General features: G+C 37.1%; 12 protein-coding genes. All 12 read right to left on the reverse strand.

Translation table 11 applies throughout. From position 1 onward, the window contains the following. Positions 1 to 10 precede the first annotated feature (10 nt). Positions 11 to 1,291 carry a relaxase/mobilization nuclease domain-containing protein gene (locus tag IQ13_RS05175; RefSeq protein ID WP_144884981.1) on the reverse strand — a complete coding sequence of 427 codons (1,281 nt, stop codon included), beginning with the start codon at positions 1,289 to 1,291 and terminating at the stop codon, positions 11 to 13. Beyond that, positions 1,276 to 1,671 (reverse strand): plasmid mobilization protein, encoded by a 396-nt coding sequence (locus IQ13_RS05180; protein WP_242009478.1) that lies wholly within the window; start codon positions 1,669 to 1,671, stop codon positions 1,276 to 1,278. The genes IQ13_RS05175 and IQ13_RS05180 overlap by 16 nt, the downstream gene beginning before the upstream one ends. 239 nt (positions 1,672 to 1,910) lie before the next feature. Beyond that, positions 1,911 to 3,632, reverse strand: a complete 1,722-nt coding sequence (locus tag IQ13_RS05185; protein ID WP_144884982.1) for a hypothetical protein — start codon at positions 3,630 to 3,632, stop codon at positions 1,911 to 1,913. A 4-nt stretch (positions 3,633 to 3,636) separates the two neighbouring features. Continuing rightward, the gene (locus IQ13_RS05190; protein WP_144884983.1) at positions 3,637 to 4,785 is read right to left on the reverse strand and encodes a DUF3322 and DUF2220 domain-containing protein; all 1,149 of its coding nucleotides are present in this window, start codon (positions 4,783 to 4,785) and stop codon (positions 3,637 to 3,639) included. After that, positions 4,782 to 8,180, reverse strand: coding sequence for an ATP-binding protein (locus IQ13_RS05195; RefSeq protein ID WP_144884984.1), 3,399 nt, complete (start codon positions 8,178 to 8,180; stop codon positions 4,782 to 4,784). Before IQ13_RS05195 ends, IQ13_RS05190 begins: the two co-directional genes overlap by 4 nt. Further along, positions 8,158 to 8,754 (reverse strand): DUF4194 domain-containing protein, encoded by a 597-nt coding sequence (locus IQ13_RS05200; RefSeq protein ID WP_144884985.1) that lies wholly within the window; start codon positions 8,752 to 8,754, stop codon positions 8,158 to 8,160. Before IQ13_RS05200 ends, IQ13_RS05195 begins: the two co-directional genes overlap by 23 nt. 1 nt (position 8,755) lies before the next feature. Beyond that, positions 8,756 to 10,219, reverse strand: coding sequence for a DUF3375 domain-containing protein (locus IQ13_RS05205; protein WP_144884986.1), 1,464 nt, complete (start codon positions 10,217 to 10,219; stop codon positions 8,756 to 8,758). 54 nt (positions 10,220 to 10,273) lie between these two features. After that, a complete protein-coding gene (locus tag IQ13_RS05210; protein WP_144884988.1) occupies positions 10,274 to 10,747 on the reverse strand; it encodes a JAB domain-containing protein in 474 nt (157 codons plus the stop codon). Positions 10,748 to 10,942: 195 nt separating this feature from the next. Then, entirely contained in the window at positions 10,943 to 11,821 is an 879-nt protein-coding gene (locus IQ13_RS05215) for a caspase family protein (RefSeq protein WP_144884989.1), read from the reverse strand. Between the two features lie 134 nt (positions 11,822 to 11,955). Then, the gene (locus IQ13_RS05220; protein ID WP_144884990.1) at positions 11,956 to 12,990 is read right to left on the reverse strand and encodes a DUF932 domain-containing protein; all 1,035 of its coding nucleotides are present in this window, start codon (positions 12,988 to 12,990) and stop codon (positions 11,956 to 11,958) included. Positions 12,991 to 13,056: 66 nt separating this feature from the next. Next, complete coding sequence (locus IQ13_RS05225) at positions 13,057 to 13,455, reverse strand: single-stranded DNA-binding protein (RefSeq protein WP_144884992.1); 399 nt, start codon at positions 13,453 to 13,455, stop codon at positions 13,057 to 13,059. Positions 13,456 to 13,631: 176 nt separating this feature from the next. Next, positions 13,632 to 13,854, reverse strand: a 223-nt coding sequence (locus tag IQ13_RS21550; protein ID WP_206751761.1) for a hypothetical protein, incomplete at its 5' end; no start/stop codon positions are given.

The following is a 13,854-nucleotide window of genomic DNA, read 5'->3' on the forward strand; positions in this document are numbered from 1 at the left end:
ATTTGTTGAATTATGAATTTGGATTCGTCCGCTTTTTCTTTCGCTTCTTTTTCAGTAGTGAGTAAGGTGTATTTCCGAATTGTTCTTTTGCTGTAAGCAACACATCGAGCAGGTTTTCCTTAGATGCTGAAACAATAACAGTTTTTTCTTTGTCTTTAGAAATCTGCATTCCCTTACCGGCAGAACCAGGCGAATGACTACTTTCCTTTTCATCCTGCCTGATTGCATTTTCAATAGGATGATTAGAGAGGTTGCTTTGTATAGCCGCCACACTGTAACCCTTGCCTAAATCACTTCCGTTAAAAACACATTTGTTCTGGTTGTCAACAAACGTAATTCCATACAATCTGCCTTCTGCATTCTGCCGCAGAACCGTGTAGATATTCTTTTGTTTCAGATAGTTCATTAGTTCTTTAATTGAAACAGGAGATAGAGCAAGGCATTCATCTAGTTTTACTTTTACAAAAGGCTTCAGACTTTCTTTGGCTGTTTGATTTGCTGTAAACTTCTTCTCCAGGTTGTCTAATATTGGTTTGCAAGAAATTGAACTTGCTTTTATCGGAACACCCACTTTATTCCCATCTGCATCCAGCACCCGATAAACCAATCCACGGTTCTTGTAAATCCTGCCTTCTTCTTTGCCTCTGTCGGCAACTACATGAAATTGTTTGAGTGCTGCATTAAACTCAGGCAATGAACAAAACTTATAACTACTGAAAACTGCACCCACGACATTAGAGATACTCCTTTTAGTTTCTGATTTTCCATAAACCACTTTTTCTGCATCAACAGGTTTGATGCGGGGGTTTCTCAACTGCTGTTGTTTTTCCGCTCTTATCAATCCATACTGCTTTTCAATTTCCTTTCTTGCTTTCTCAGATTGGTTTCTGCCGATGTTATGAGTATTAATCCTGCTACCGTCATTTTTTATTGTAGTAGTTACAATATGAATGTGCGGATGCCCGGCATCTTCATGTTTGTAAACGAGGTAAGGTTGCTCACCAAAGCCAATCTTCTGCATATAGTCAAATGCAATTTGCAGTAACTTACTTTCAGCTAATTTTTCTGATGGATCAAAGTTGAGAGACACATGCAGGGTTTTAGTGCTGGCTCTTTCATTCAAACTGTTCAGCCTTTCAAAACCTGCCAGCTTCTGATAAAAGTCCATGTCTTTTGCATCTTTTAAATAATTGGCTGCATGAAGACAATAAGCAATTGCTTTTTGCACTTTCTTTTCGTTATAGTTCAGCGCCGCTTCAATACTTTTTGGTATTGTTATTTTTGCAACCATTGATCATAGAGTTGGTTCATCCGTAATTTGATTTCATCTACTTTGCTGATTAACGCTTTTTGCAAGCTATCATACTGCTGCACCCAAACCCTGAACTCGGGTATCTTATCCAACAAATGCAATTTGTGCACTGCCTGGTTAAAATTATTACCGATTGCGTTGAGTTCTTTTTTCAGGTTCAGCATGTCCAATAAAAAGTCATCTGCACTTTCGTTTCTGTATTTGATTGTTACTGGTTTTTGCAACGCTACTTTTCTCAGGTAACTGCTTGTGTCTTTTTCGGTAGTTCTTTGTTGCAGTTTTAGCAACAGATTTAACTCATCATCATTCATCCTTGTCTTAACAAAATGCTTCCTCAATTCCTTTTCACTTTTCTTCATAGCTTTTTATTTTCTGTTTCAATTCCCCGAAACGACTTCGGAGTGAAGGGCAAGATTTCAAATGTGGCACATTTGTACATCTTGCCATGTGCAAGACCGGGCACATTATGCCTTTATAAAATCTATCCGTTGAGAATATTTAAGCTCTTGCAAATTCATAGTAAAACAGGTGTAAAATCTGTACCAGTATTGCCATTTGCATGGCTATAATTTAGTCAGGCAAAAACAATTTTTAGAAGTTAGTCTTTTGCTTTTGAGTGGGGTTTATTTGAGCTGAAATACCTGTGAAAATCAGGCATAGGTTCTTCCTTAAAACGTAGGCCGCCAGAGTGGTAAATTTCATCAAAAATTGCCTGTTCATACACTGAAAACTGACAAAGTGTATCAGACATTTGAGCAAAGTCTTTAAACTTTTCCGGTTGCTTCAGATAATAACCGCAAACATCCAGTTCATCTATTGCATACATGTGACCATGAAGCTGCCTTCTGCTGCGTAAAAAATCTAAAAATTTACCTTGCGGATTGCGCCTGTGATGCTTTAATGTGAGCAGAAAAATTTCAAGGTCATCAATATAAACACTCCAGGGATAATTATCAGTCTTATCTTTTTTCAACAGCAGGTTTAGATCTGTTTGCAAACTCCCGAATCTTTCTAATGTAACTACTATGGAAAACACAGAATGAAACCTGGCAGGATTTACTGTATAAAGAACCTTTCTTTTGTCGTCTTCAATATCAAATCGCTCCTGGCCTGCAAATAAATTCTCAACCCGTTTGCATTGATTATATCCGTATTGTACAGAATCTTCAAAATCATCTTTTAATCTTACAATAGCTCTCTGCATATCCCTGAAAGGTTCTCTTAACTTGGATGCTTTGGTTTCAACAATAATAGCCGTGCCTTTCGTCAGGACAAGCAAGTCCTGTTCATGGCCTTCAACAACAAAATAGTTTTCATATAAGAATGAAGAAGAGTCATTGAAAACAGACCTAAAAATCTCCGCAACTTTTCTTTCCAATTCTTTCTCCCGATGCTTACGAATTTTGTCCTTAAAACTTTCGTCTTTTGACAGGAAATCATACATGCGCCTGTAAATGGCAATGGGGATTTGTTTCTGGCATATATGCAAGTATTTATTTTCAGATATTTCGATAATCGGTGCCAGTTCGATTGGGTTATTTTCGGTGTAGTATCTGAAAGATTTTAATGAGGAGGGTTTACAAGAAAACAGATCCAGGAATTTATCAACTTTAACTTTATCAAGTGTATGGTATAAATCCTCTTTTGAAAACAACAGATAAGCATGAGTTTTAGCATGAAATGATAGCAACGCATCGCTGACTTCTTCTGGCAGCTGATCAATACCTTCAGAGAATGTTATTTGTTTGGAATGAAACTTTGCATGAAACTCATTGAACTCTTTGGTATGGGTAAACTTCATTACCTGTTCGAACCTGATTTTTGCCACTAATTCGGTTGCTTTATAAACTTCAATAAGGAAATCTATATCAAGGCCAAAAGCTTCACTTATTTTCTCTTCAAATGGCTGAAAAACTGTTCTTATTTTTTCTAAATCCTGTTCCACATAACTTAGTACACCATTATCAAAATGGTTTCTGAAGGCCATCTCATGAATAGCCGCATCTTCAGTATAATCCTCGAAATTCTGGACATGATAACAGCTACGAATTTCATTTACTAAATCAGCTAATTCGCTAATGGTCGCCGGGTTAAAGTCAAACGGCTCATAACCTTTATTTTCTGTAAATGAATTAAGTGCAATAAGGTAGAAAAAGTCTTTAAGTTTGGACTCGAATTTATTTAGTTCTATATCTATAAAATCTTTTGGCCGACGTTTAATCAAATAAGCAAAAAAACCAGCAAAGCTTTCAGGCTCAAACGTACTTACTTTACGAATCAGTTTATCAATCGCATTTTCCAACTTTTCATTTTTAGCCATTCTTTTAAACCCCAACCGAGAGTGATTTAAGTTGTTCTGAAATATAATAATTGGTTATGCGTTCCTGCTCTAATCTCATGCTATTGGCTTGCAAAAATTCATATAGTTTCAATTCATTGGTATCTAATTTTTCTAATTGCAGTTTTCTGTATGGAGAAGTAACTGAAAACTGACTGAACTGATTGTAGGTTTTCTCATCCATTAAAAAACTTTTTGCTTCGGGGTAATATTGCCGGATTATATTCAGCATTTCAAACCCAGCCGCATCAAGGTCAAACCAGCAAAATAATTCTGCTTTTGCAAGCCAGGGAATGTGTTTGCTTATCCTGCTTTTAAACCCTTCTCCAAATATTGCTACGGCATTTTTTACTTTGGGAAATGAAAGAAAACATGCCCTGTTTTCAACTATAAAAACTCTTTCAGGCTTCCAATTCAGCAATGCGGAATCTTCTAATGTCAATGCTAACTCATCATATCCAATTATTGGTTTCAAACTTTCATCCAATATTCTTATCTGGGCATAGATATTAGGCTTCTTGATATAGTATCGGCTGGAAAAATCAATTTCAGTTTTGTTTATCCAATTAGCAGGTAACATTACATCCAGCATTTTTTTTAATGCTGTGGTATTATCCTCAACAAATTTAGAATGAACTTCAATTGGCAACTCTCTTAAATATAGATTATGAGGTGGTTTATTATTACAGAAATAAATACAGACTTTTATTAAATCGTCTATTTTATCCGCTTGGTTAAATAAGAAAATAACGTTTTCTTTCGCCCAGGCTGACAAGCTATTAAATGATGCGGTTATGTTATCAAAAGCATTATTAATTGCTTCATAGTCTTTTATTCGCTTAGTATAAAAAAGGTAATCATCGAAGCTTTCAAAAAAGATTTTTGATGGTATTTTTTGCTTTGTGCCGTCAACCACTTTTTCTTTCCACTCAATAGTGTAACCTTTTCCTTTTACTTGCTTTGATTGCTGATAAAGCGGAACGATTGCGGCCTTGAGTTCGCTGAAATTTGTACCTGACAACTTCTTGTTGGAAGGGATTACCAGAGGAAAAATATCCTGCTCTTTCAAAACTGAAGTAATAACCTTATAAAACAGTTTATCAGATTTCTCAAAAAGTTCATTTGGTGTTATCATTCTCTTGTTTCGGCTAACTGTTTAAAACTTTCTTTCTTCTCGTAGTACTGTTCCATTGTAAGGTTATACAGAACAGAACTTTTCTTGTTTTTTATTTCCACAAAATGAACCGCATTAATATAGGGCTCAGCAATATTAATTTTGTCGAGCGGGGTAACCACTAATATCTGAAGATTTAGCTGTGCGCAAAACTCCATCAGAAACCGGCTCTTTTCAGGATCTAACTTACTGAATGCCTCATCAACTGTGATAAAGCGGAGACTTTTATGCTGTTTTCCTTGCTGAAATATTCCAAACTGGTGGGCAATTGCAGCACCTAAAATAGCGTATGTAAACTGTGCTTTTTGCCCACCGGAATAGCTGGCAGTATTGTCATGGTATTGACCTGCTTTGTTTTCCATTGCAGAATATTCCCTGGCACTGAATACAAGCCAGTTTCTTACATCCGTTACTTTTCTTCGCCAGGTTTCTTCTTTCTGTAATTCAGTAATTAACTCCTTGATATTATTAAAAACCTCCTGCCGGTAACTCTCATCTTTTTGAATTGCAAAATCCAGTGTATTGGGTATAGCAGCGTTTAACTGACCTCTGAAAATATTTATTTCATTTTCACCCCTTAGCTGACGACATTCCAATTGAAGATAAGTATCAGGATTGCGGTTGAAGGTTATCTTCTTTAACGGCACATTCAATTCCTCAATCATATCCTCAATTTTACTCAATTCATTGTTGAGCCAAGCCCTATAGCTGGTGAGGGCATCCAGCATACTTTTATCCATATAGTCCCTGAACCTTCGCTTATGTTCAACGAGCCGCTGTGTTTGTATAGTTTTATACAAATCTTCCAGGTCACCAAGTCCTGTGAGGTCGGGTTTAATATTCATTACATCACCACTCCAGTTAGCAAATTCATTGGTAATTTTTTCTCCCGGATTTATAAAGGCCGCAATTAACGTAGTGGTATCAAGTTCAAGTTTATTAACGGCATTACCTGCTGTCTTTTGCCTTGCCTTTAATTTAATTGCAGATTGCATCATCATACTATCAAACTGCGTTAATGTTTGAATACCGGATGAAGCAATTTCTTCTTCATTTAGAAATTCAATAATTGCCTGTTCGCCTGCTTCCAATAATTCTTCAAATTTCAGGTTGAGCTTACGCAGGTTCTTGCTGTTATATTCGTCATCAAGTTTACTAATCCTTGTTATTAAAGCATCCCTTTTCTCGTTCTCGGTCTGTAATTGTTTTCCTACTTCTTTGATTTGTTTTTCAATTAACTCATAAGCATCTGTTGATTTTTTTAAATCCTGGACCTGCTTATTCAATGTGTTAATCTTTTCTGCATGTTGCGCCCAGTTTATGTCATCATAATTTTTTATCTGTATCAGATTAGAAATGGTTTGCACCTTTAGCTGCAAAGCTGCAATAAGCGGTGTCAGTTCTTTGATCTCTCCGGAAAGTGCAGCATGTATTTTTTCTTCATTATGCTTCTGCTGCTGCAAGTATTGAATGGTTGCTTTGTTATCCCATCCAAGCCTATATTTTGACTTATTCCATCTTCCCGGCCGGTCGTCCTTTTCATGCCTGTTTACATTTCGCATCAAGCCATTTGATGTAACGGCCTTGGGTGAACCATAAAATACTTCCAAATCATCGGTACAATAATAATTAAACCTGTCAAGCAGAGTGGTTTCAAGCCACTTCGAATATTCTGATTCTTTTAGTTCAAGTTTATTTACCAAAGCATCGCTCTCAGTTGGCCAACGTACAATACTGTTGGATGGTCTTCGGTCAATTTTATGATATACCAGTTTTGTCCGCATGTCATTGTTATAAATAAACTGGTTAGCTGCCTTGCTGAATTTTTCCGGAACCAATAGGTGCATCGAAAAGTTATGCAGCAATTTTTCTATTGAATCTTCCCAAAGATTTTCAGTTGCTTTTACTTTGATTAATTCACCTACAAACGGAATTTCATCTTCCGTTGTTTCCAGTATATCAACCAATCTTTTTCTCGCATTAATCAGGTCATCAGGGATACGATTTTTCCGTGCTAAAAGCGAAGTAATTTGCTGTTGCAGATCCTCGATTTTGTTACCTACGCTTTCCTGTTCAATTTTTAGTCTCAATTTCTTTTCAGCAAACTTTTCTGATTCCGCAGGAACAGTGGTATTTAATTCAAGTATTTTATTGTAATTATTTCTGAATACAGCTACATCAATTTCAGTATCCAATTTTAGCTGCTCGCAAAATTTTACATACCGGGTGTTTTCAGCACTTTTACGATTTCTCTTTTCCGTTTCTCCTTCGATATCTTTATTCAACAGGGAAATCTGGCTATCAATATTCAATGCAGCCCGTTGCATAACAAGCTGTTCCTTTTCTTTGTCAAGTCTATCTATGGAGGTAGAAATTAGCTCTTTATCCTTGTTGGCAATTTCAATATCCAGTTCAAGTCTCTCAACATCTTTCTCAAGCAGTCCATACTCAATTTTACCAAGATAAAAAGGCATCTGTTCTTCTATAAAATCCAGCTGTTCTTTTTTTTGTCGCAATTCATCCAATCTGTGTTTGTTTTGTATTACAGGCTCCAGCAATTCAAGTTGTTTTTCATCTTTTTGAATGGCCTTGTGGCTGATCAATAAATCGCTGTAATGATTATAGAGGCTTTTGAATTGTTCCTCAGCATCTGATTCCTCTAGCATTTCCTGCCGGATAAAATTGGTTAAATCGCCTAATACTTTAATTCCAACCGTCTGGCTGAAAAGTGAGAGGGCTTTGTCTCTCAAACCAAACAGTTCGCTGAACCTGGCCGCATATTCTTTAAAGCTGTTATAAACTTCAGTTTTGGCATATTGCTTTACCAATTTCTTTTTCCAGTCCCCTTTAAAATCAAAATGGTCTTTGCCAAAGTGATCATTAATATTCAGCGGATAAGGAGAAACTATAAATATTTTCTGAAGCCCGCCATTACTGAACCATCTAACCTGTACCAATGTAATTGTATGCTGTGTACCGGAGTTCTGAAAACAGGCCAGTAAAACTGAGTAAGGATTATCTGCTTTGGTGCGCAACTGCTCTGTCTTTGATTTTTCTTCAGCTTCCGAAAATGTTTTACCGTGATAACCCCAGAAATAGGAATTTTCATCCCGTTCCTTTTTCGATTCAGCACCCGAAGATTGATTGTAAAATCTTTTATTGGTAGGAACAAGTATGGTGAGTAACGCATCAATCAGCGTTGTTTTACCACTGCCGTTTGCGCCGGTTAGCAGGGAAGTGCGACCATCCGGCTGCAGTTTATATACTTTCCCGTTAAACGTACCCCAGTTAAACACCTCAAGGTATCTTAGCCGGTATCCACTATCTGAATTATTATTGCTGAATAGGGTTGACATAGTTGCTTAACTTATTCTTTATTTCTTCAAGTTTATCATTGCTGATAAATGCCTTGATAATTCTTTTTATTTCGTACTGGTTGTTATCCTTATTGACAGTATCCTCACGATTTAGCTTTAGTATGCCAATATTTATTAAACTGGTTATTGGTTTTGATAAATCTTTCCAAAGTTTACTTTTATTGGTTTGTTCTTTATAAAACAATTCAATCCGTTCTTTTATTTCCTTTTGGGTGAGATAGAATTTTGTTCCTTCGCTTTTTACATCAAACTCTTCAAGTCCTTCCCTGAGCATTACAGCCAGCAATGTAGCTTCATAATTCAGGGATTGTTTTTTCATAAGGCGTGGTAGTGGATTATCATCATTTTCATCAGTTTCGGGCTGCATCACCCTTGCAAAGCCATCCTGTTCAGTAATGATTAGTTCCATACCTATTTTACCAAAATATTCCTGTATGGCAGATTGCCAGCCCAGCAGTTCCCGCCAGATGTTTTTATCATCTGCATACACGGGCCCCTGCAATAGTTTAATAATGACTGCGGCAAATGGAGCCCTTGCGATTTTTATTTCCATATTACTTTGTTGTTGGCTTTGTATAGATTACCATTGGCACATTTACTTTTCTTTCGCCAATTAAAATTGGTTCTTTTGCTTCTTCTATTATAATATGATGTGTACTTGAAGTGGCTATCGAAAAATAGCCAACAATTTCGCTTAGACCATTTTCAATTCCATACTCATCGATTATTTCTTTTAAAGTAACCTGGGTTTTTTCTTCGAGCATTGCATCAATTCTTTGCAATAATTTCTTTCTGTCAATTGTAAACTGATCGAACAGTATTTTAAAATCAGCATCTTCTTCATCTGCGCTACCATCTGGAAATAATATACCGGTAATATCGTCTTTCTCTTCACCAGGTTCCCATCTGTCAAAAAGATTAATGTATGGTTCATCTTCAATAACTATAAAATCATCCTCCTTAATTTTTGTTTCGATAAGGGAATACGCCATCTGTCGTATATCACCAATCAATTCCATAGCCCTTCTTCTTTCCAAAAGATTTTTTTCAGAAAGTACCCGGCTTATTTTTTCACTTAACTTTCGGTTAGAATCAATCACTTTTCGGCCAGACACATGCAGGAAACGTTTCAGGTGTTTTAAAAATCTATCATTATTATAATCAATATTGTGTTCATTTAAAAGTTGGTAAAGCCTTTCTGTAAGTTGTGTAAATTCCTGTTGCCTTCTTTCATCCATCAAAAACTCCCAAAATGCTTTGAAGCTTTTTCCTTGCGGTTTCTGGTCAATATCATCGAGAGCATCAAGGGCAAATACTAACAGTGTTCCTTTAGCTACATCCTTTTCCGTGTATTTCCGTTGAATATCTTTTCGTATTTGCTCAAAGTTTTGTTCTACTTCGCTAAAGTCGGCAAGCAGTTCCCTTGCCATTTTATTTAAATCGTAAAACTGTTCCTTTATTTCCGTTTCGTCAAATACCGATGGCTTCTTTCCCGATTTCAGCAGGTTTATTTCATCTTCAATGGCCCATTTTTTCTTTTGGAGTTCTTCTATTCGTGCTTCTGCATCTTCATTGGTTTGTTCAATCATTTTCTGAAGCTTAAAAAAAATATCCTTGAACCGGCTGTTGGTTCCAACATGCTCTCTGCGTTCGAGATCAGAAAGCCATTTCAAAGCTTTGATGGTATCAGGCGTTAACTCATGCAGATCTTCTCCTTCATCATTAGGGTATTTTCTTAAAAAACCGCTATTGCTCCATTTATCGATATACTGAGCTGCTCTTACCGAAAAATCATCAAACAGTGTCCCTGCTTCCAATTCTTCATCTCTTTCTTCATAGGACAGTTCTTCCATGTAGCCTTCCAGTTTACTTCGCAATTCGCTATTTGTAATAGTAGTTATGTTAGCATCAGAAAATACTTTTTGAAAAAAAGAAATGATAAACGCAGCATTTTTTGCCCGTAAAAGCAGTAAAGGTTTGGCTGTTTTAAACTGTAAAAGGATTTCCTCAAAGGTCATTCCTCAAAATAGCAAATTTTGATTAAAAGAATGAAATAGAAAGGTTTAAAGGGACTATATAAGCCCCTCATCAGCAAAGGAATAGTAACCTTCACTGGATATGATTATGTGGTCCAGCACCTTAATATCATGGTAGCTGGCCGCTTCTTTTATTTTAAGCGTTAATTCCTCATCAGCACGACTGGGCTTTAAGTTGCCGCTGGGATGGTTATGCGATAATACAATTGATACAGACAGAGACTTAATAGCGGCGGCTAAAATCAATCGTGGATCAGCCACTGTGCCCGTAATACCCCCGGATGAAGCATCGTAAACGCCGGTAACCCTGTTAGCCCTGTTCAGAAATATTACTTTAAACTCTTCCAGCATGTCAATTTTGTTTTCATCCCAAACCTGCAGGAGTATGTTATAAATATCCTTTGAAGAATTTACTTTGGGTCGTTCGGAAGCTTTCACTTTTGTTTTATAAACCAATTCTACTTCTGCTACTCTTGTCCATTGCGGAAATCGCATTGCTAACTGTTCCATAACATTTCATTTAATGATTTAAGAAATTAATTATGGAACCGCATCCGCCTTTTGGCGACCAAGGCAATGAAGCAACGGAATAAATAGTATCTGATATAATGCAGGAATAGTTTTCTTTATGCCGGAATTTCATTGCCGCCACGGAGACAAACGGCGAACTTTGTGAGGAATTAATGAAGGGAAAATCAGAATTTATTAATCAGAATTATTTGCTATTAAAGCAATCCCAATTAAGAGTAAGCCAAAGGTTAATGCTCCGGAATTTGATGGCTCTCTTCGTGGCATCGTTCGGGGTTTATTGTAATTGGAGGGATTTGAATAAACTGTCTTTGCTTCGCTTTTAACATACACAGCAAACGGAACCTGGAGATTGCCGATTGAATAAACAATTTCGGGTTCTTGTTCATCGCCTGCCTGTTTAATCATTTTCCTGGCTTTCCAAATTGACTGCTCTATACTAATGGGTGCATATAAATCATTACACTGGATCTTCCTTGTACTTAATATGAGGTTTGTGGTGAATACACCACCTTTCCCTTTTTTATCCTCCCATGAGGCAAACCCGCTTTTTGTAGCATGGATTATTTTCTTTCCAACCGGCGATTGTAAAATATAATTATCAAAAGCCTCTCTTTCCGGATAATAACCATCAAATGGCAACCATTCTTCCTCCTCCGGAATACCACTGATTGCAGGATATTCTTTTTCACGGCAGGCGTCAATTACTATTAATTGCCGGGGGCTATTATTCAGCAGAAAAAAGTCAGAAACATCTGCATCACATAAGCATATTTTTCTTTCTCCGATAGTATTCTCATAACCATGACCGGCATAATAAACAAAAAGATAATCTGCGATTATGTTCTCAATAATTGCAGCTAATTCTGCAATGCCCGGATTCCATAGCACTTGTATCTCGTTATCCTTCCATTTACCTCCTCTTGAAGAAAGCAAGTGATTGGTGATATTCGTAACATCTGTTGAGGCACTATACAAATAATCCACACCCTCAGTACCAGGGCTACCAATTATCAGGGCTTTCCTGACAGGTTCTATTTGATTAGTATAGCGCATTATCCAAATTTACCGATACAATTAATCTTCACCAACCCCCAAGCTGCCCCGCCATTTTCGAAACTCTGCTGCAATGTTGCGGGGCAGCTTTTTTATAAGATCAAGGGGCATTTTGCAATGCCCCTTGATAATCGTCAATTATAAATACCCACCATTTCACTCTTTACAAAATCCTCACAAAGCTGAAAGGCTTTTTGTGTTCTTAACTGTGCCGTGCCACCGTATAACAATGATTTCATTTTGGCTTCATCATCTTTGTAATTCCTCACATTTTGAAAATAGCCGGTAATGGCATTGTATGCGCCAAACACTGTTCCCTTTGTTGTTTCATATTGCTGGGATGGGCTGCTCATGTTGTACTCATACACATCATCGCACATATTTTTAAAACAGGTGCTTAATTCATCCAATTCACCTTTTTCAATATTCTGCAATACTTCTTTATTGGGAACCATTGCGAGTTGTATCAATTTCTGTACTTCTTTATCTGTAATACGAACCTTTGCCCATTGATTAAAAATCCCTTCTAACTGTACAGAAATCAGGTTAGTTATACCCATTACTTTGTGAGCTTCTTCTAATCGTTCTTTAGCATTGGCAGTATGACGGATCTTAATGGAATTACTACAGTTTTTCAAAGCAGCATTGAGAGTATTGTTACAAACAATTCTTGTAGGTGTAAAGGCCGCCATGATACTACCAAACCCGTCATGCGAAGTGGTAAGGAATAAATACTTTTCAATCATATCGTCATTACCCACTTTAATATAACCGGGCAGTTTAGCTGTAATAAAAATCTTTTCGCCTTTGCCCAATGCTCCGGCAGTTTCGTATTGAATGCCGTCACCTTCTACAATAGCATCAAAGAAACTGAAAGCATCTGCATTTTGCACCACTTCATAATCCTTACCCAATCGGTCGCCCAATACTGCACCCGTATCAGGACGGTAAGTGTAGAATGAACTTTTAGAGATCACTTCTGTACCATCATCTAAACGGTGTGTATTGGGTCGTTTCAATACTTCAAAATCAAGCCCTGCAAATTGCAATGCTTCTTTACTGTTGGGATAGTCTTCCACAATTTGCCCCAAACCATGCCATGCTTTTTCTTTTACTGAAAAGAAACTGTGTTTACCTGTCTGTTCATTGAAATTAATATTGTGTGCCATAGTTGTAAATTTTGATTGTTTAAAAAAAATGAAAGCATCCCGCCATTTAACGGGATGCCATGAAAGTTAAAATGGTAAGTCCTCTGCAACTTCTGAAACTGCTGCCGGTGCGGTGTTCATTGGCACTACCGGTGCAGATGCTGTATTGCCCCCTGTGGAACGGCCATGCAGTTTGATTGTGTTTACATGAAATGTAAGACTGGCCTTTACTTCCCCTTCTTTGTTTGTCCAGGCATTTGCACCAATGCGGCCATAACACTCCACCAACGTGCCTTTGGTTAAATACGCCGATACACCCGGATTAATCCAGTACGAACAGTTTACATACGTCGTAAACTTTTGTACCTCCGTGCTTCCTTTTGTTTTGTAAGTGTCATTGATCGCAATGGAAAAGTTCACTACTTTTTTCCCTGCTTTTGTTTCGCTAACGGTTGCGTCTGCTGTAATTCTTCCGATGATTTCCATAACTGAAATTTTAAATGTTTAAAAAATGATTGTTTAACTGTGTTCTGATGATGAAAAAAAAATTGTTTTGTAAAAGAAAAAATGGAAAAAAAGAAAGCCTTACAGTAAGGCGGCTGCAGGAAAAACAAAAAGGAAACGGAATAAATTAAATCTGAAGTAGTGTGGGATAGACTTGTTTATGCCGTAGTCTTTTTGGCGTTTAATAAATCATCAATGCAGCCGCATAACTTCGCTTTCGCTTTGCCCATTTTCTTACAAAACAGGTTATAACTACTTGTTGTGTCTTCGAGAGAAGAAGAAAAAAATATAAGTTGAGATTGCTCTGAGATTTGTTTATCTGGAATTGTGTTTGCTGAAGAATGAAGCAATCTCAATTCCCAATAGTGTTTAACCGGGGCA

The sequence above is a fragment of the Lacibacter cauensis genome, assembly GCF_007830055.1.
In the GTDB taxonomy this organism is placed as follows: Bacteria; Bacteroidota; Bacteroidia; order Chitinophagales; family Chitinophagaceae; genus Lacibacter; species Lacibacter cauensis.